This is a genomic window from Caldalkalibacillus mannanilyticus JCM 10596, assembly GCF_000615945.1.
GTDB classification, from domain to species: domain Bacteria; phylum Bacillota; class Bacilli; order Caldalkalibacillales; family JCM-10596; genus Bacillus_AT; species Bacillus_AT mannanilyticus.
Genome location: NZ_BAMO01000009.1, coordinates 46,451 through 64,108 on the forward strand (window position 1 = coordinate 46,451; position 17,658 = coordinate 64,108).

The 17,658-nt window shown below is 40.9% G+C and carries 18 protein-coding genes and 2 pseudogenes; 19 read left to right on the forward strand and 1 reads right to left on the reverse strand.

The features are described from left to right. The first annotated feature begins 20 nt into the window (after window positions 1–20). From rlmN to spoVM, 7 genes are all read left to right on the forward strand, one after another. The gene (rlmN, locus tag JCM10596_RS07180; protein WP_439644814.1) at window positions 21–1,109 is read left to right on the forward strand and encodes a dual-specificity RNA methyltransferase RlmN; all 1,089 of its coding nucleotides are present in this window, start codon (window positions 21–23) and stop codon (window positions 1,107–1,109) included. 6 nt (window positions 1,110–1,115) lie between these two features. Beyond that, the gene (locus tag JCM10596_RS07185) at window positions 1,116–1,868 is read left to right on the forward strand and encodes a Stp1/IreP family PP2C-type Ser/Thr phosphatase (protein ID WP_159102328.1); all 753 of its coding nucleotides are present in this window, start codon (window positions 1,116–1,118) and stop codon (window positions 1,866–1,868) included. 11 nt (window positions 1,869–1,879) lie between these two features. Beyond that, window positions 1,880–3,619 (forward strand): Stk1 family PASTA domain-containing Ser/Thr kinase, encoded by a 1,740-nt coding sequence (pknB, locus tag JCM10596_RS07190; protein WP_025026530.1) that lies wholly within the window; start codon window positions 1,880–1,882, stop codon window positions 3,617–3,619. Window positions 3,620–3,681: 62 nt separating this feature from the next. Further along, on the forward strand, window positions 3,682–3,813 hold the full coding sequence (locus JCM10596_RS30780; RefSeq protein ID WP_267879677.1) for a hypothetical protein: 132 nt from the start codon (window positions 3,682–3,684) through the stop codon (window positions 3,811–3,813). Window positions 3,814–3,833: 20 nt separating this feature from the next. Continuing rightward, on the forward strand, window positions 3,834–4,724 hold the full coding sequence (gene rsgA, locus JCM10596_RS07200) for a ribosome small subunit-dependent GTPase A (RefSeq protein WP_025026531.1): 891 nt from the start codon (window positions 3,834–3,836) through the stop codon (window positions 4,722–4,724). 2 nt (window positions 4,725–4,726) lie between these two features. Continuing rightward, window positions 4,727–5,389, forward strand: a complete 663-nt coding sequence (rpe, locus tag JCM10596_RS07205; RefSeq protein ID WP_034680787.1) for a ribulose-phosphate 3-epimerase — start codon at window positions 4,727–4,729, stop codon at window positions 5,387–5,389. 163 nt (window positions 5,390–5,552) lie between these two features. Beyond that, window positions 5,553–5,636, forward strand: coding sequence for a stage V sporulation protein SpoVM (spoVM, locus tag JCM10596_RS24405; RefSeq protein ID WP_034680790.1), 84 nt, complete (start codon window positions 5,553–5,555; stop codon window positions 5,634–5,636). A 138-nt stretch (window positions 5,637–5,774) separates the two neighbouring features. Here spoVM and rpmB read toward each other — a convergent pair whose 3' ends face one another. Continuing rightward, window positions 5,775–5,963, reverse strand: a complete 189-nt coding sequence (rpmB, locus tag JCM10596_RS07215) for a 50S ribosomal protein L28 (protein WP_025026533.1) — start codon at window positions 5,961–5,963, stop codon at window positions 5,775–5,777. A gap of 252 nt (window positions 5,964–6,215) precedes the next feature. Here rpmB and JCM10596_RS07220 point away from each other — a divergent pair, with 252 nt between their 5' ends. The 12 genes and pseudogenes from JCM10596_RS07220 (at window position 6,216) to JCM10596_RS07275 (ending at window position 17,628) form a co-directional block, all read left to right on the forward strand. Continuing rightward, window positions 6,216–6,578 (forward strand): Asp23/Gls24 family envelope stress response protein, encoded by a 363-nt coding sequence (locus JCM10596_RS07220; protein ID WP_025026534.1) that lies wholly within the window; start codon window positions 6,216–6,218, stop codon window positions 6,576–6,578. 43 nt (window positions 6,579–6,621) lie between these two features. Next, window positions 6,622–8,274 (forward strand): DAK2 domain-containing protein, encoded by a 1,653-nt coding sequence (locus tag JCM10596_RS07225; RefSeq protein WP_034680824.1) that lies wholly within the window; start codon window positions 6,622–6,624, stop codon window positions 8,272–8,274. Between the two features lie 24 nt (window positions 8,275–8,298). Continuing rightward, complete coding sequence (locus tag JCM10596_RS07230; protein WP_025026536.1) at window positions 8,299–9,156, forward strand: DegV family protein; 858 nt, start codon at window positions 8,299–8,301, stop codon at window positions 9,154–9,156. 57 nt (window positions 9,157–9,213) lie between these two features. Beyond that, the gene (gene sdaAB / locus JCM10596_RS07235) at window positions 9,214–9,876 is read left to right on the forward strand and encodes an L-serine ammonia-lyase, iron-sulfur-dependent subunit beta (RefSeq protein ID WP_025026537.1); all 663 of its coding nucleotides are present in this window, start codon (window positions 9,214–9,216) and stop codon (window positions 9,874–9,876) included. 37 nt (window positions 9,877–9,913) lie between these two features. After that, the gene (gene sdaAA / locus JCM10596_RS07240; RefSeq protein ID WP_025026538.1) at window positions 9,914–10,792 is read left to right on the forward strand and encodes an L-serine ammonia-lyase, iron-sulfur-dependent, subunit alpha; all 879 of its coding nucleotides are present in this window, start codon (window positions 9,914–9,916) and stop codon (window positions 10,790–10,792) included. Window positions 10,793–10,814: 22 nt separating this feature from the next. Continuing rightward, window positions 10,815–12,872, forward strand: coding sequence for an ATP-dependent DNA helicase RecG (recG, locus tag JCM10596_RS07245; RefSeq protein ID WP_034680826.1), 2,058 nt, complete (start codon window positions 10,815–10,817; stop codon window positions 12,870–12,872). Between the two features lie 88 nt (window positions 12,873–12,960). After that, window positions 12,961–13,511 (forward strand): annotated as a pseudogene (gene fapR, locus JCM10596_RS24410) (transcription factor FapR). A gap of 36 nt (window positions 13,512–13,547) precedes the next feature. Beyond that, window positions 13,548–14,545: pseudogene (gene plsX, locus JCM10596_RS24415) on the forward strand (phosphate acyltransferase PlsX). Then, the gene (locus JCM10596_RS07260; protein WP_025026540.1) at window positions 14,542–15,549 is read left to right on the forward strand and encodes a beta-ketoacyl-ACP synthase III; all 1,008 of its coding nucleotides are present in this window, start codon (window positions 14,542–14,544) and stop codon (window positions 15,547–15,549) included. The pseudogene plsX and the gene JCM10596_RS07260 overlap by 4 nt, the downstream one beginning before the upstream one ends. 48 nt (window positions 15,550–15,597) lie before the next feature. Next, on the forward strand, window positions 15,598–16,533 hold the full coding sequence (fabD, locus tag JCM10596_RS07265; protein WP_025026541.1) for an ACP S-malonyltransferase: 936 nt from the start codon (window positions 15,598–15,600) through the stop codon (window positions 16,531–16,533). A 41-nt stretch (window positions 16,534–16,574) separates the two neighbouring features. After that, window positions 16,575–17,321, forward strand: coding sequence for a 3-oxoacyl-[acyl-carrier-protein] reductase (fabG, locus tag JCM10596_RS07270; RefSeq protein WP_025026542.1), 747 nt, complete (start codon window positions 16,575–16,577; stop codon window positions 17,319–17,321). 73 nt (window positions 17,322–17,394) lie between these two features. Beyond that, the gene (locus JCM10596_RS07275) at window positions 17,395–17,628 is read left to right on the forward strand and encodes an acyl carrier protein (protein WP_025026543.1); all 234 of its coding nucleotides are present in this window, start codon (window positions 17,395–17,397) and stop codon (window positions 17,626–17,628) included. Window positions 17,629–17,658: the final 30 nt, after the last annotated feature.

Genomic DNA, 17,658 nt, shown 5'->3' on the forward strand with positions numbered 1-17,658 from the left:
TAAAGAGTGGTGAACCTTAAATGAAAACAATGGAAGAAGTCACAAAAGGAACGGAAGTTCAATTAAAGCCTTTGATTTACGATCTAACCTATCAAGGACTAGAAGATTGGGCGCTGGCTAATGGAGAAACGAAATTTAGGGCAAGTCAAATTTTTGATTGGCTTTATGTGAAGAGAGTGTCCAGTTTTGAAGAAATGACAAACTTATCGAAGGCGCTGCGTGAAAAGCTTGAACAAAACTTCCGTATCCATGCAATGAAGGAAGCGATGAAGCAAGTCTCCTCCGATGGGACGATTAAATTTCTTTTTGAACTGGCTGATGGCTATTCGATCGAAACGGTTATCATGCGTCACAACTATGGAAATAGCGTCTGTGTTACGACTCAGGTTGGTTGCCGTATTGGCTGTACATTCTGTGCTTCAACCTTAGGTGGATTAAAACGAAATTTAACTTCAGGAGAAATTGTGGCACAGGTCCTTCAAGCACAGAAAACCCTAGATGATTCAGAAGAAAGAGCTTCGCATGTTGTCGTAATGGGAATAGGTGAACCCTTCGAAAATTTCTCGAATCTGCTTTCCTTCTTGAAGGTGATTAATCATCAAAAAGGGTTAAGCATTGGAGCCAGACATATTACAGTATCCACAAGTGGAATCGTACCCAAAATTTATGAGTATGCAGATGAACAGCTTCAAGTAAATTTAGCCATTTCTCTGCACGCCCCAAATACAGAAATAAGATCGAAGCTAATGCCAATTAATAGAGCTTTTCCTTTGGATAAGCTGATGGAAGCTGTACGGTATTATATCAATAAAACAGGTCGTAGAATTACTTTCGAGTATGGCTTATTTGGCGGGGTTAATGATCAAGTGGAGCATGCGCAGGAGCTTGCTAATTTAATCAAAGGAATCAATGCCTATGTCAATCTCATTCCTGTGAACTATGTACCAGAGAGGGACTATGTTCGTACATCAAAAACTGATATTTTTGCTTTCAAGAAGGTACTTGAGGAGAACGGAGTAGTATGTACGATTAGACGTGAGCATGGGAGTGATATCGCTGCCGCTTGCGGACAATTACGAGCTCAAGAACGTAAAGAGGAGACGAGGTGATCCTTGGTGGAAGCTGTGGTAAAAACACATATTGGACATGTGCGTCAAGTAAATGAAGATAGCGCTGAAATCATGAATAGAGATGATCAGGTTGTTCTAGCTGTTGTGGCAGATGGAATGGGAGGGCATCAGGCGGGGGATGTGGCTAGTCAGATGACATTACAGAAGCTGCGTGAATCCTTTCAGATAGCAGACTTAGAAAAAAACATCAACGAATGGCAAGATTGGCTCCTGAATTCAATTCAGGAGACCAATCATTATATTTATAACTATGCGAAACAGAAGGATATTTTACATGGAATGGGAACCACCATTGTAGCTACTCTTTTATTACATAATGGATATATTGTAGCTCATGTAGGAGATAGTAGAATTTATCGTTTTGCAGAGGGCAACCTTGATTCTATTACAAGTGATCACTCCCTAGTAAATGAGCTGCTAAAATCAGGTCAAATTACGAAGGAAGAAGCAGAATATCATCCTCAAAGAAACGTGATTACCAGAGCCATAGGAACAGATGATTCAGTAGAAATTGATATCAAAACCTTATCTTATTTAGGAGGAGAGCAATTATTACTCTGCTCTGATGGATTAAGTAATATGGTAACGGAAAATCAATTGATTGGCGTACTGGAGAGAGAACTACCTATCGAAGAGAAGGCAGATCAATTAATCACCTTAGCTTTAGATGCAGGTGGGGATGATAATATCAGTTTAGTACTCTTGCAGACAGACCATGATGAAGTGGATGGAAAGTGAGGTGAGCGCTTGTGATAGGAAAAAAGCTTGGTGGTAGATACGAGATTTTAGACCGAGTAGGCGGCGGTGGAATGGCCGTTGTGTACAAGGCAAAAGATAACTTGTTGGATCGTATTATTGCCGTAAAAATATTACGGCCACAGTATGCCATAGACGATGATTTTGTGCATCGTTTTAGAAGAGAAGCTCAAGCAGCCGCAAGCTTGTCTCACCCGAATATTGTTAGTATCTATGATGTTGGTGTAGAAGAAGATACTCATTATATCATTATGGAATATGTGGAAGGAAATACGCTGAAAGAATATATTAATGAGAATGCTCCTCTGGCAACAGATGAAGCAATCAAGATTGCAAAACAAATTGCAGAAGCGTTGGAGCATGCCCATTTCAATCAAATTATTCATAGAGATATCAAACCTCATAATATACTAGTGGGGCAAAATAAAAGAGTCAAAGTGACTGATTTTGGAATTGCACGTGCTGTAACTTCAGCTACGATTACTCATACAGGATCTGTTATAGGATCGGTTCATTATTTTTCCCCTGAGCAAGCAAGAGGAGGAATGACCGGTGAAAAGTCAGATATCTACTCCCTTGGAATTGTACTGTATGAAATGCTGACAGGGGAACTTCCTTTCTCTGGAGAATCTCCGATTAGTGTTGCACTCAAGCATTTGCAAGAATCTTATACAGAACCAAGAGCACTTAATCCTAGAATTCCTCAAAGTGTGGAAAATATTATCTTACGTTGCTTAGCGAAAGACCCTACTCAGCGTTATCCAAGTGCTAAAGTACTTATCCGAGATCTAGATACATGCTTACATACGGATCGTTTAACAGAAGATAAGTATACAGTGGATCAGGGAGATGATGAAGAAGCAACCAAGGTGGTTCCTGTTGTTCGAGAGGATATGTATGAAACGAAAGTTCATCGCAACCAAAAGGATGAAGAAGAGGAAGATGAGGAGGAATGGGAAGAGAAGCGTAAGAAAAAGCCATTCTGGGTGAAATTTCTTATCTTTTTAGCGGTTTTCGTGATTGTCGTATTTGGTCTATATCAAGTGGCTGCTAAGCTCTTATATGTTCCGGATGTTGTCGTGGAGAATGTGACAAACAAGCCATTGGAGGAAGCGATAGCGATCTTAGAAGCACAGGGCTTGCGAGTGGACTATTCACGAGAGCTTCCGAGCGACGAAGTAGAGGAAGGATATATTATTAGTCAGGTTCCTGTTCCCGATGCAACTGTCAAAAAAGAAACATTCGTTCGTTTGACTGTGAGTACAGGAAAGGATAAAGAAAAGATGCCTCCAGTCGAAGCGATGGCGGAGGAAACCGCCCTAAGAATCCTTACTAGAGCTGGTTTTAGTACGGAAAATATACAGATTGAACGAGAATCTCATCCTTCTGTTCAAAAAGGATTTGTCATCAAACAAGAGCCAGCGGCTGATGAATTTGTGATTATTGATGACACGAAGGTGGTTCTGATTATTAGCGAAGGAAAACCAACCTTTGGTATGCCAAGATTGATTGGAAAGTCGAGGGATGAGGCTGAATCCTTATTACAGAGCAATAATCTAGTGCTAGAAAAAGTAGAAGAGGATTTCTCTGATGCACCAATAGGCACCGTCTACCGCCAGCATCCCGTTGAACCTCATGAGCAGGTTGCTGAAGGAACACCAATACGGATTTGGGTGAGTAAGGTCCTAAGGAAACCTTCCGTGAAAAGCAGGAGGACTTTATTATCTTTCTGAGGGAGGAAGAACAAGCCTCCATAACGATTTTTGTCACAGATGTAGATGGAACCGATCGTCAGGTGGTTCAAGAAACTCTTGATGAAACTAAGAGCTATCAGATCAAAGTCAAGGTGAGCAGAGAGCAAGCAGGGGTTATTAAGATCTTTAAAAATGGTGAATTATATGAACGAAAAGAAGTGAAGTTTGACTAATAGGCAGTGGAGGTACATGTATGCCCGAAGGACAAATTATTAAGGCGTTAAGTGGATATTATTATGTACACGAGGAAGGTTCGAATCAGATATGGCAGTGCCGGGCTAGAGGCGTTTTCAAGAAAAGAGGAATTTCTCCTCTGGTTGGAGATTATGTTTCCTTTGAACCTTCTTCCAATGGAGAAGGGACCGTAACAGAGATTGCTAAGAGAAGGAACGAATTGATTCGTCCTCCGATTGCCAACGTGGATCAGGCACTGCTTGTATTTTCTATTGAAGAACCAGAATTTAATCAAATACTATTAGACAAATTTATCGTTCATATTGAAAAGGCCGATATCACCCCGATTATCTGTCTGACAAAGCTTGATTTAGCTGCAACTTTAGATGGCATACCAGAGGAAATGGAGATCTATCAGAAGATTGGTTATGAGGTTTTTATCACTAGTAGCAAGACGAAAATCGGATTATCTGATGTTGAAGAGTATTTAAAAGGAAAAACGACGGTATTTGCAGGCCAATCTGGAGTGGGAAAGTCAACTCTGTTAAATGAGCTGGATCCTAGTCTGCAAATCGAAACAGGTGAAATTTCCTTGAAGCTAGGGCGAGGTAGGCATACCACTCGTCATGTTGAACTCATCAGGCTGCCATCGGGTGGGATGGTAGCCGATACACCTGGATTTAGTCAATTGGACTTTTCTTCCATTGAGGCAGAGGAGCTTTCCGGGCTCTTTCTTGAGTTTAGGGACTATTCCGAGCAGTGTAAATTTCGCGGGTGTCTGCATCAGAATGAACCATCCTGTGCAGTAAAAAGTGCGGTAGAAAAGGAAGAAATTTCGTCGCAGCGTTATCAAAATTATTTGCAATTTCTAGTAGATATTCAATCAGAAAAACAAAAGAGGAGGTATTAAAGATGGCGTTAGATTCTTCAGCAGTGAAAATAGCTCCGTCCATTCTTTCTGCCGATTTTTCCAAATTAGGTGAGGAAATTAAGGATGTAGAAGAAAAAGGAGCCGATTGGATTCATGTGGACGTCATGGACGGTCATTTTGTTCCTAATATAACCATAGGTCCCTTAATTGTTGAATCAATTAGACCCGTTACCCAGCTTCCGTTGGATGTCCATCTTATGATTGAGAATCCAGAGCGTTATATTGAAGCATTCACCAAAGCAGGTGCTGATCTTATATCTGTTCATCAAGAGGCATGTGTACACTTGCATCGAACCATTTATCAGATTAAGGAAAGTGGAGCAAAAGCAGGAGTCGTCTTAAATCCTGCAACTCCAGTAGAGCATATCTATCCTATTTTAGAAGACCTAGATCTTATTTTATTTATGACAGTAAATCCAGGATTTGGGGGGCAAGCCTTTATCCCTTCTGTTGTCCAAAAAATAAAAAAGTGTTATGAAAAAGTAGCCGAGCTTAATTTGGCGATTGATATTGAAGTGGATGGTGGAGTTAATCCCGAAACAGCAAAGCTTTGTAGAGAAGCTGGAGCTAATGTGTTGGTTGCGGGTTCAGCTATATTTAATCAAGCAGATCGCAGGTCAGCCATTTCACAAATTAGAGGATAAGTAGTTCTAACTTTTCACCCCCGACATAATAATAGAGATAAGGATATCATTGCAACCGATATACGGTTGCTTTTTATTAGGAGTAGGAAAATATCCACACAATAGTGAACAATGGGTGTTCTGCCGGAATATACTATGGTGATCTTTATAAGGAGGGGGATTTATGAAGTTCTACACCATCAAATTACCTAAATTTTTGGGTGGTATTGTCAAGGCGATTATGGGTGCTTTCAAAAGGGACAAATAATGGGCTGAAAGAACTGTTAGGGGACAAATTTTCTCTTAACAGTTTTTTTGCTAGAAGCTACAATAAAGGAAAGAGGCTTACCCTATTTAATGATAGGATAAGCCTCTTTGAATGACCTATTTTAAGAGAGGAGTCGAATTAAACTCTCTCAATTTTACCAGACTTTAATGCTCTTGCGCTTACGTAAACGCGCTTAGGCTTTCCGTCCACTAAGATACGAACCTTTTGGACGTTAACTCCCCATTTACGTTTTGTTTTATTTAAAGCATGGCTTCTTTTATTTCCAGATACAGCTTTTTTACCAGTAATATAACATACGCGTGCCATTGTAACACCTCCTCTTACACTTACAATCACAAAAACAAACAGTACAAATACCTTGATAATAGTAGCATATCTATTGCCATAATGCAACAACTTAAGAAGAAGGTTCATAATAAAGAAGTGGACCCAAGTTATTTGACTGCCTGTTCAGGAATTTTAGAAGGGGAATAAGGATAAACTTTAAATAATTGTTCTAAATATGGTATATTAGAATTGTATTTCGAACATCTAACAAGCTCGTGAGGGGGAATACCTATGTCAGTTGAAATATCATCCCAATTAGGACAAATTGATGTGGCAGTAGAAGTAATAGAAACATTAGCAGGTGGTGCTGCCATAGATTGCTATGGTTTAGTCGGCATGGCATCAAGAAAGCAACTAAAAGATGGAATTACAGAGCTTCTTGGACGAGATAACTTCAGTAAAGGTGTCGTAGTACGTGAAGACGAAGAAGGTGTACATATTGATATGTATATTATCGTTAGTTACGGTACAAAGATTTCAGAAGTAGCCAATAATGTCCAGTCTAAGGTGAAGTATACATTGGATCAGACATTAGGTCTTGATGTTACATCCGTTAATATTTTTGTACAGGGAGTAAGGGTGACGAACCCTTAGAGTTAGGAGGATCATTGTGAAGCACCTAAAGATTAATGGTATCATGTTTGCGCAAATGATAAGAGAAGGAGCGCAAAATCTCACACGTAATGTTAAGCAAGTTGATGCGCTTAATGTGTTTCCGGTACCAGATGGGGATACTGGGACCAATATGAATCTTTCATTTACATCAGGCGTAAATGAAATGAATAAATACGAATCAACTGATATTACTGAAGTAACCAAAGCCCTTTCCAAGGGGTTGCTCATGGGCGCGCGTGGAAATTCTGGTGTAATCCTCTCTCAATTGTTTAGAGGATTTTCTAAGTCTATTGAAGGGACAAAAGAAATTGACGCTAAGCAATTTGCGAATGCGCTTCAACAGGGAGTAGATACTGCCTACAAGGCGGTTATGAAACCAGTTGAAGGAACCATTTTAACTGTTTCAAAAGATGCAGCTAAAATGGCTCAAAAAATGTCGCAAAAGGTGGATGACATTACATACCTTATGCAAGAAGTATTAACGGAGGCCAAGGCTTCTTTAAAAAGAACGCCTGATTTGCTACCCATCCTAAAGCAAGTAGGAGTGGTAGACTCTGGAGGCCAAGGTCTTGTCTATGTCTATGAAGGGATGCTAAGAGCCTTAAAAGGCGAAACATTTATCGAAAATACCGTTCATGAAGAAGTATATGAATTGAAAGAAAATAAGGAAGAGCATGTACGTGACGAAGTTTCTTCTATGATGGCATCAGGGGTTCTTTCAGTTGAAGATATCGAGTACGGATATTGTACTGAATTTATGATTCGCTTGGATAAGCAGAAAGCGCCGCAATTTAATGAGTTTCAATTTAGAGAAAGAATAAACCGCTATGGAGATTCGTTACTAGTCATCTCTGATGATGAACTTGTGAAGGTACATATTCATGCAGAAGATCTAAGCAAGGTGATGGAACTTGCTCAGTATTTCGGCGGATTGACAAATATTAAGATTGAAAATATGCGTGAGCAGTTTTTGGCTATCAAAGAAGGACAAGTTGTTTCTGAACAGGATCAGCCAATGAAGGATTTTGGGATTATCACTGTTTCTATGGGTGATGGGATCGCTGAGATCTTTAAGAGCTTAGGAGCAGATGTCGTCATTGCTGGCGGTCAAACCATGAATCCGAGTACAGAAGACTTTGTTAAAGCAATTAAGCAGGTTCAAGCAGAAAAGATCATTATTCTGCCTAATAACAGCAATATTATTTTGGCTGCTGAACAATCAGCAGAATTGGTGGATCAAGAAGTAGCTGTCGTTCCAACCAAAAATGTTCCGCAAGGGATGTCGGCATTATTAAGCTACAACCCAGCGGCTTCGCTAGAGGAAAATAAAGATTCTATGACAAGAGCTAAGGATCAGGTGAAGTCAGGGCAGGTTACTTTTGCAGTAAGAGATACTCAAATTGATGAAGTATCCATTAACAAAGGGGATTTTATGGGAATCTTCGATGGGAAAATTGTCTATGCCTCGAACGAAATAAAAGCGACGACCACTTCTCTGTTAGATAAGATGATTGATGAAGATAGTGAGATCATAACACTGATTTATGGGGAAGATGTTAAGGAGGAGCAGGCAAAAGAAATTGAAGACTACATCACTGCTCAGTATCCTGATGTTGATGTGGAAGTACATAATGGTCAACAACCATTATATTCCTATCTTATTGCCGTAGAGTAAGGGAAGATTGAAAGGAGTAAGAGAATGGCTCTGGTTAAAATTGTTACGGATAGTACTGCCGATATTCCAACGGATTTGGTTCGTGAACTAGATATTGAGGTTGTCCCTCTAAAGGTGCATTTTGGTAACGAAACTTACGCTGATGGGGTCGATATTGGTTCCGCCACCTTTTATCAAATGCTTGGTCAGGCAGGAGAGCTACCTACTACATCTCAACCTTCTCCAGTTGATTTTGTAGAAACCTACAAAAAAATAAAAGCAAATAGTAAGGAGCCTGTTCATATTATCTCTCTGCATATCTCCTCCGCCTTGAGTGGAACCGTTCAATCGGCGCTTTTAGCTCAAAGTATGCTTGAAGAGCAGATTGATATTACTGTGATTGATTCAAAAAAAGCCTCCTATGCGATCGGTGTGATCGTTGTCGAGCTAGCAAAAGCAATCAAGCAAGGGAAAACAAAAGAAGAGTGTGTCCAATTAGCCAATTACTTAATTAAAAACACTAAAATTTATTTCCTTGTTGATACCCTTTTATATCTTCAAAAAGGAGGACGTATCGGCAAAGCCTCTGCTTTATTTGGATCGTTGCTAAATATCAAACCCATTCTATCGTTAGATGATCATGGAGAAGTGTATGCGGTAGATAAGGTGCGTGGAAATAAAAAAGCACTTGTTCGTATTATAGATTTACTAAAAGAATTTTCAGGAGGTTCTCCTGTTCATCTTGGAATAAGTCATGCAGTGGACAGTGAAGGGGCGAATGAGGCGCTACAGCAGCTTCATCAACATTTTACTATCTCATCAGAGGTATTGACCGAAATAGGTCCAGTCATTGGAGCACATGTGGGCCCTAAGGCGATGGCATTCATTATGATTAAAGCATAATATAGTATATACATTCTATTCTAATGAATAGGAATGTTTCATGTTAGGGGGAAGCGTATGAAATATCGCACTGTTTTTGATATTATTGGCCCAATTATGATTGGACCTTCAAGTTCACATACCGCTGGGGCTGCTCGCATTGGGCGTGTAGCTAGAAATATTTTTGGGCGCAAACCAGATAAGGCAGAGATCACCTTCTATGGCTCTTTTGCCCAGACCTATAAGGGGCATGGGACGGAAATCGCTATTGTTGGAGGAATTCTTGATCTAGATACATTTGATGAAGGCATCATTCGTTCCTTGGAACTGGCGAAAGAAGCAGGGATAGATATTCAAATTATCACAAGCACAGAGGATGTAGAGCATCCTAATACCGCTAAAGTGCGTCTCAAGGATTCGATTGGGGAACTTGAAATAGTAGGCATTTCTATTGGCGGGGGAACGATTGAGATTGTATCCATGAATGGTTTTAATCTGCGTCTCTCAGGGCATCACCCTGCTCTACTCGTCCTACACGAAGATCGATTTGGTATGATTGCAGGAGTATCTAATATCATGACAAAATACGAATTGAATATAGGGCATATGGAGGTTGCTCGGAAGTCAAAGGGTTCAGAAGCTCTGATGGCTATTGAAACAGATCAGATGATCCCAGATGAATTGATCGAAGAGATCAGCAAGATCCCCTATATCCTTACTGTTACTCGTTTGCAGGCATAATATTATTTTTTACTGAGAGGAAGTCGAAGTCATGGCCATATTTCAAAAAGTGTCCGAATTGGTTGAATTAGCGGAGCAGCAGAATAAAAAGATTGCAGAAATCATGATTGAGCAAGAAATGGAACTAACAGGACAGTCGCGTGATGAGATCCTTTCAAAAATGGAGAAGGCTTTTGATATTATGGAGAAAGCCGTTCATCGAGGAATAACTGAGGACATCAAGTCTTACAGTGGTCTTACAGGTGGAGATGGAAAAAGGCTTCAAGAATATATCCAAAAAGGAAACCATCTTGCAGGTGAAACTATTCTCGATGCCGTAAGTAAAGCTATGGCTACAAATGAAGTAAATGCAGCAATGGGAACCATCTGTGCGACACCTACCGCAGGAGCAGCGGGAATTGTACCTGGCTGTCTTTTTAGTGTGTCCAAAAAGTTAAACGCTTCCAGAGAAGAATGTCTTCACTTTCTATTCACAGCAGGAGCTATTGGTTATGTCATCGCAAACAATGCATTTATTGCCGGAGCAACTGGGGGATGTCAAGCGGAAACAGGTTCTGCCTCTGCCATGGCAGCGGCGGCAATCGTTGAAATGGCAGGGGGGACTCCAGCTCAGTCAGCACATGCTATGTCCATCGCTCTGCAAAATATGTTAGGATTAGTATGTGATCCCGTTGCTGGTTTAGTGGAGGTTCCCTGTGTAAAAAGAAATGCAATCGGAGCATCTATTGCTATGGTTGCAGCGGACATGGCGATGGCTGGAATTACGTTTATTATTCCAGCAGACGAAGTGATTGAAGCGATGTACCGAATAGGGAAAAGCATGCCAGAAGCTCTAAAAGAAACGGCATTGGGAGGTTTAGCTGCTACTCCAACTGGAAAGGCGTTGCAAGCTAAAATATTTGGGGAGAAGAGCTGATTAACACGTGAATCAAGATGTAATGAATGTTCCAACCACATATATTAAAGGGGTGGGAGAGGAAAGGGCGACCGACCTCTCTCTTCTTGGTATCCATACGGTAGGGGACTTGTTGTATTATTTTCCTTCTCGTTATGAGGATCGCAGGGTTCAAGGAATTGAAGAAGCACAGCATGATGAAAGGATTACCCTAGAGGGAACGATTCATAGTGAAGCTGTCACTCAATTCTATGGCAGAAAGAAATCAAGAACTTCTTTTAAAGTATTTATTGAACCCTTTCTCGTCACGGCGACTTTATTTAACCGACCTTATGCCAAAAACCAAATAAAGATCGGAAATAGAATAAAGCTTACTGGTAAGTGGGACAAACATAGAATGCAAGTAACAGTGAGTGAATATACCTTAGTTAAGGACGAGGGCTCAAAAGAAAAAGCAGATCAAGCCAAGGAAGATATCAAGCCTATCTATTCCTTAACGGGATCTATCTCTACAACCTTCATGCAAAAAATAATCTGGCAAGGACTTAAGCAATTTGGCGAACAAATTCCTGAAATCCTTCCACAGAAATTGATCCAAGAATACAAGCTTGTTTCTCGTCGTGCTGCTATTCAAGCATTGCATTTTCCAACTGATTTTGAAACCGGAAAATGGTCAAGAAGGCGAATCGTTTATGAGGAGTTTTTCTTATTCCAATTAAAAATGCAGGCACTGAAGAGGATACGAAGGGAAAATCAAAAAGGAGTAGTGCAGAAGATCGATCAAGAGAGAATTTCTTCTTTTCTAAGCTCTCTTCCTTTTGCTTTGACTTCAGCGCAGGCACGAGTGTTAGAAGAAATCATGCGTGATTTGCAGAAGCCTTACGCCATGAACCGTCTCTTACAAGGAGATGTAGGTTCAGGGAAAACAGTCATTGCTGCTGCTGGTTTATTTGCTACGTATACAGCAGGCTACCAGGGTGCTTTGATGGTTCCAACTGAAATTCTAGCTGAACAGCATTATGAAACGTTACAACAAATTCTAAGTGAGTTGGGAGTCCACATTGCTCTTTTAACAGGTAGTACAAAAGCATCAGAAAGAAAAGCGATTTTGGCAGGCATACAAATGGGAACCATTCATGTACTAGTGGGTACGCATGCTCTTATCCAGGAAACGGTGTCTTTTAACAAGGTAGGTTTGGTCATCATAGATGAACAGCATCGCTTTGGTGTAGAGCAAAGAAGAAAGCTAAAAAACAAAGGAGAGGCTCCTGATGTTCTCTATATGACAGCGACGCCTATCCCACGAACTTTAGCTATTACGGCATATGGGGATCTTGATGTTTCCACCATTGATGAGCTTCCAGCAGGACGGAAACCGATAGAAACCTATTGGGCAACAGAAAAAATGTTTGATCGAGTCATTGAGTTTATCAAAAAAGAATTGCTGCAAGGTAGACAAGCTTATTTTATTTGTCCATTGATTGAGGAGTCGGAGAAGCTAGACTTGCAAAATGCCATGGAGCTTCATGCTACTTTAGTGGGGCTGCTTCCTCAGTATCGTATTGGATTAATGCATGGCAAGCTTTCAGCTCAAGAAAAAGAAGAGGTGATGCGAGATTTTGCCGAAAATAGGGTACAGGTCTTGGTGTCAACAACCGTCGTTGAGGTCGGGGTCAATGTCCCCAATGCTACCCTTATGGTGATACAGGATGCAGAAAGATTTGGTTTATCTCAGCTGCATCAATTAAGAGGTAGGGTCGGCAGAGGAGGGCATCAGTCGTATTGTATCCTGATGGCGGACCCGAAAACAGAAGCAGGAAAAGAAAGAATGAAAATCATGCAGGAAACCAATGATGGCTTCGAAATCGCCAAAAGAGACTTAGAGCTAAGAGGTCCCGGTGATTTTTTTGGCAAAAAGCAGAGTGGACTTCCCGAATTTAAAGTGGCGGATATGGTCCATGATTATCGGGCTCTAGAGGTGGCTAGAAACGATGCTAGCGTGCTGATTGAACAAGAAAGCTTTTGGCTTGAACCAGAGTATCAGCCTTTACGAGAATACTTAATTAAGCAAGGTGTCATGGAAAGTACAAAATTAGATTAATAAAAAGATTGAAAAGAAATCAATGCTACTATATACTACTATTAGTACCTAGTACTAAAAAGTTAGACATAATAGGTGGTGGACGGATTTGTCTAAACGAAATAAGAAGGAGAGACAAGAAGAACTGATTACAACTCTCCAAAAAAACCCCTTTATGACAGATGAGGAGTTAGCCAATAAGTTTCAAGTCAGCGTCCAAACAATTCGTTTAGATCGCTTGGAAAAATCAATTCCTGAACTGCGTGAAAGAATTAAATCAGTGGCAGAGCAAAATTATGATGAAGTCCGTTCATTAATGGAACATGAAGTCATTGGAGAAATTATTGACTTACAGCTCGATAAAAGTGCCATTTCAATATTAGATATTAAAGAAGAGCATGTCTTCACCAGAAATAAAATTGCCAGAGGACATCATTTATTCGCACAAGCTAACTCACTTGCTGTTGCTGTTATTGATGACAACTTAGCCTTAACTGCTTCAGCTAATATTCGATTCCTTCGCTCGGTAAAAATGGGAGAGCGAGTGATTGCTAAGGCAACGGTGTCGAAAAAGAAGGAGAACGTACGAAGGTGAAGGTAGACTCATATATTCTTGATGAGTTGGTCTTTTCAGGAAACTTTACTGTTTATCGATCATAATGACCTTATGAAATGATGATTTAAGGGAGTGACAACATGAGGATAGCTGTAGATGCGATGGGTGGAGATCACGCTCCTCACTTGATTGTTGAAGGTGCTATACAGGCATCAAGGGAATATACCGATCTTGAAATCATTCTGGTAGGAAATGAGTCAGAAATCAGGCTTTACTTCCACAGGATATGAATAACATACATATTAAACATACGGATGAAGTAATAGGCACAGATGAGGAACCAGTGAAAGCTGTCAAGCAAAAGAAGAACTCTTCCTTAGTGACAGCGACACGCATGGTCAAAGAAGGAGAGGCAGATGCTTGTATTTCAGCAGGAAATACAGGAGCCTATATGACAGCAGGATTACTTATGACTGGCAGAATCAAGGGGATCGAAAGACCTGCCTTAACCATTATTTTGCCCACTGCGAGTGGCAGAGCTACCGTTGTCCTTGACGTCGGAGCCAATATGGATGCCAAACCAGAGCATTTAGTACAATATGCAATGATGGGCAGCATCTATGCTGAAAAAATCCTTGGCTATGATCGTCCAAGCGTTGGTTTGTTAAGCGTGGGCACTGAGGAATCTAAGGGGAATGAACTAACGAAAAAAGCGTTTCCTCTAATCAAGGCTTCCAAGGTGAATTTTATTGGAAATGTAGAAGGAAGAGATGTTCCTTATGGTGTAGCTGATGTCATCGTTTGTGATGGTTTTAGCGGCAATGTTTTGTTGAAAGTAACAGAGGGTGTAGTAGGCACCATCTTTGATCTTCTAAAAAAAGAGTTTACGAGTACCTTCACCAGTAAAATGGGTGCTTTATTACTTAAACCAGGATTGAAAAGGTTTAAGAAGCAAATGGATTATGCGGAATATGGGGGAGCCCCGCTCTTAGGCTTGAAGGGAATCTGTATTAAAGCGCATGGTTCATCGAATGCAACAGCGATAAAAAATGCAATAGGTCAAGCAAGAAAGTTTGTTTCTCTGGATGTGAATGAACTGATAAAAAAAGAAGTTCAAATAGAGGAGGAAACCGAGTGACAATTCCATCAGTTGGTATTCTAGGAACAGGCTCTTATCTGCCTGAAAAAAAGATGATGAATATAGACTTAGAAAAAATAGTAGATACCACTGATGAATGGATTGTCAGTCGAACGGGGATCAAGGAAAGAAGGATCGTTTCTGATGATCAAGCTACTTCTGATTTAGCCTATGAAGCAAGCTTAAAAGCATTGCAAAGAGCAGGGATAACGGCAGAACAGCTTGGTTTAATTATTGTAGCTACAGTTACTCCAGATATGACCTTTCCTTCTACTGCTAATCTAATTCAAGAAAGACTTGGAGCGAAAAAGGCAGCTTCTTTTGATTTAGCTGCTGCCTGCTCTGGATTTCTATACGGGTTGACAATGGCTTCCCAATCCATTCGCACAGGGCTTTACCAATATGCCTTAGTGATAGGGGCTGAAAGCTTATCTAAAATCGTTGACTGGGAAGACCGTAACACAAGTGTACTATTTGGAGATGGTGCGGGAGCTGTGGTACTGGGTAAAGTGGACGAAGGTTACGGTTTCTTATCCTTTGAATTAGGCGCAGATGGTGGAGGAGGAGATTTTCTCTATCTCCCTGGTGGTGGCTCTAGATGCCCAGCTACTGAGAAGAGTGTGAAGAACAAGCAGCATTATGTGAAGATGAATGGTAAAGAAGTATTTAAGTTTGCTGTGCGAGTGATGGAGCAAGTGTCTGAATCAGTACTTGAAAAAGCGGGACTGTTAAAAGAGGATGTTGCTTTACTTGTTCCGCATCAAGCAAACCTTAGAATTATTGACGCGGCAAGAAAAAGGCTTGAACTGCCTGAGGATAAAGTAGTGGTTAACTTAGATAAGTATGGCAATATGTCTTCTGCTTCAATCCCTGTTGCCTTAGATGAGGCTGTTCGAGGGAATCAAGTAAAACGAGGAGATCATCTAGTACTCGTGGGGTTTGGTGGTGGACTTACTTGGGGAGGCTGTGTGATCCGTTGGGATCAGGAAATGACCTCAGCGTAAGCCCATGAGTAGTAAGGTCTTGTCGTATGAATGAAGGGAGAAAGAAAGATGAGTAAAATGGCCTTTGTATTCCCAGGTCAGGGTTCACAATCTGTTGGGATGGGAAAAGAATTGTATGAGAACAATGAGAATGCTAGAAAAATCTATGAATTGGCAGATGCTACCTTAGGGTACTCTCTATCTTCATTATGTTTTGAAGGGCCGGAAGATCAATTAAAACTAACCTATCATACACAACCAGCGATCTTAACGACGAGTATCGCTCTGTATGAGCTGTTTAAAGAGCATGTTAAAAAGCCTGACTATGTAGCTGGTCACAGCTTAGGTGAATACAGCGCTTTAGTTGCTGCAGGTGCTTTATCCTTTGAAGAAGCTGTAGCCACAGTTAGTAAACGCGGAACATTCATGGATGAAGCTGTTCCTGCTGGTGAAGGAGCTATGGCTGCTGTATTAGGTGGAGAAAGAGAATTGATTGGTAAGATTTGCGAGGAGGTTACCTTAACAGGTCAATCCGTGCAAATGGCAAACATGAACTGTCCAGGTCAAATTGTCATTTCTGGGACGAAAGAAGGTGTGGATGAGGCAGTCCTTCGCTTGAAGGAGGCAGGCATCAAACGAGTCAAGCTCTTAGTTGTCAGCGGTCCTTTTCATTCAGACTTGATGAAACCAGCGGCAAGTAAACTTGCTCGTGTCTTAGAGAAGGTGGAGATTTCGACGGCTAAAGTACCCGTCGTGACCAACGCAGACGCCAGACCTGCTATGCTTGGTGAGGATATCGAGCATGCCCTTGTTGAACAGGTTTTCTCTCCTGTACTATGGGAGGATTCCATCAGTTGGATGATTGGGCAAGGTGTTACGACCTTTGTTGAAATTGGTCCTGGTCAAGTATTGTCTGGACTCATTAAGAAAATCAGCAGAGAAGTCACTATTTATTCTGTATCCAACTTAGAAACCTTAGAAGCAACAATCGAACAATTAAAGTAATAGATAAGAAGAATTGGTGAAGTGAACAAAGGAGAGATAATATGAACCTAACAGGACAGGTAGCCCTTGTAACGGGTGGCTCACGAGGAATTGGTCGTTCGATCGTTCTGGAGCTTGCCAAAGCAGGTGCGGATGTAGCAATTAATTACTCTGGTAGCGAGGATAAAGCAAGGCAAGTAGCTCAGGAAGTCGAGGCGCTCGGAAGAAAGGCGCTTGTAGTACAAGGGAATGTTGGAAATACTGAATCTGTAGCAGAGATGTTTAAGATCGTTCTAGAAGCGTTTGGCAAGCTAGATATTTTGGTTAACAACGCTGGAATAACTCGAGATAATCTATTAATGCGGATGAAAGAAGACGAGTGGGATGACGTTATTAATACAAATCTCAAGGGTGTATTCAATTGCATTAAGGCTGCCACAAGACCAATGATGAAACAACGCTCTGGTCGAATTATTAATCTTTCTTCTGTAGTAGGGATCTTAGGAAATCCCGGGCAAGCCAATTATGTCGCGGCAAAGGCTGGAGTGATTGGGTTAACGAAAACAACAGCACGCGAGCTAGCCTCTCGAGGGATCACGGTGAATGCAGTTGCTCCTGGTTTTATCCAAACGGATATGACGGCTGCTTTATCTGAGGAGATTCGGGAAGAGCTACAGACCCAGATTCCTTTAGGGCGCCTTGGAGCACCTGAAGATATTGCCAGAGTGGTTTTATTCCTTGCCTCTGATGCTGGTGCTTATATTACGGGTCAGACCATCTCTGTTGATGGCGGAATGAGCATGAAATAATCGTAGAAAACATCTAACGAATATTGTGTCTGAGTCTAATTTTTATTATAATCTGTGAGAGGAGGTGACAAGCATGGCAGATACTTTTAGTAGAGTAAAAAAAATTATTGTTGAGCGACTTGGAGTTGAAGAGTCAGAAGTAACTCTAGAAGCTTCTTTCAAAGACGATTTAGGAGCAGATTCTCTTGATGTTGTTGAGCTTGTAATGGAGCTTGAAGATGAATTCGATCTTGAAATTTCTGATGAAGAAGCAGAAAAAATCTCTAAAGTTGGAGAAGTTGTAGCTTACATAGATTCTCAGCTATAATTTTAATAAGTCCCGCGTTATCAACTGCGG

Bases quoted from the DNA above. Each gene is read 5' to 3' on its own strand.
- JCM10596_RS07220 (WP_025026534.1), top strand. From the start codon at position 6,216: ATGTCAGTTGAAATATCATCCCAATTAGGACAAATTGATGTGGCAGTA.
- rpe (WP_034680787.1), top strand. From the start codon at position 4,727: ATGGCGTTAGATTCTTCAGCAGTGAAAATAGCTCCGTCCATTCTTTCT.
- JCM10596_RS07230 (WP_025026536.1), top strand. From the start codon at position 8,299: ATGGCTCTGGTTAAAATTGTTACGGATAGTACTGCCGATATTCCAACG.
- recG (WP_034680826.1), top strand. From the start codon at position 10,815: ATGAATGTTCCAACCACATATATTAAAGGGGTGGGAGAGGAAAGGGCG.
- spoVM (WP_034680790.1), top strand. From the start codon at position 5,553: ATGAAGTTCTACACCATCAAATTACCTAAATTTTTGGGTGGTATTGTC.
- fabG (WP_025026542.1), top strand. From the start codon at position 16,575: ATGAACCTAACAGGACAGGTAGCCCTTGTAACGGGTGGCTCACGAGGA.
- rpmB (WP_025026533.1), bottom strand. From the start codon at position 5,963: ATGGCACGCGTATGTTATATTACTGGTAAAAAAGCTGTATCTGGAAAT.
- JCM10596_RS07225 (WP_034680824.1), top strand. From the start codon at position 6,622: ATGTTTGCGCAAATGATAAGAGAAGGAGCGCAAAATCTCACACGTAAT.
- JCM10596_RS07275 (WP_025026543.1), top strand. From the start codon at position 17,395: ATGGCAGATACTTTTAGTAGAGTAAAAAAAATTATTGTTGAGCGACTT.
- rsgA (WP_025026531.1), top strand. From the start codon at position 3,834: ATGCCCGAAGGACAAATTATTAAGGCGTTAAGTGGATATTATTATGTA.
- sdaAB (WP_025026537.1), top strand. From the start codon at position 9,214: ATGAAATATCGCACTGTTTTTGATATTATTGGCCCAATTATGATTGGA.
- rlmN (WP_439644814.1), top strand. From the start codon at position 21: ATGAAAACAATGGAAGAAGTCACAAAAGGAACGGAAGTTCAATTAAAG.
- fabD (WP_025026541.1), top strand. From the start codon at position 15,598: ATGAGTAAAATGGCCTTTGTATTCCCAGGTCAGGGTTCACAATCTGTT.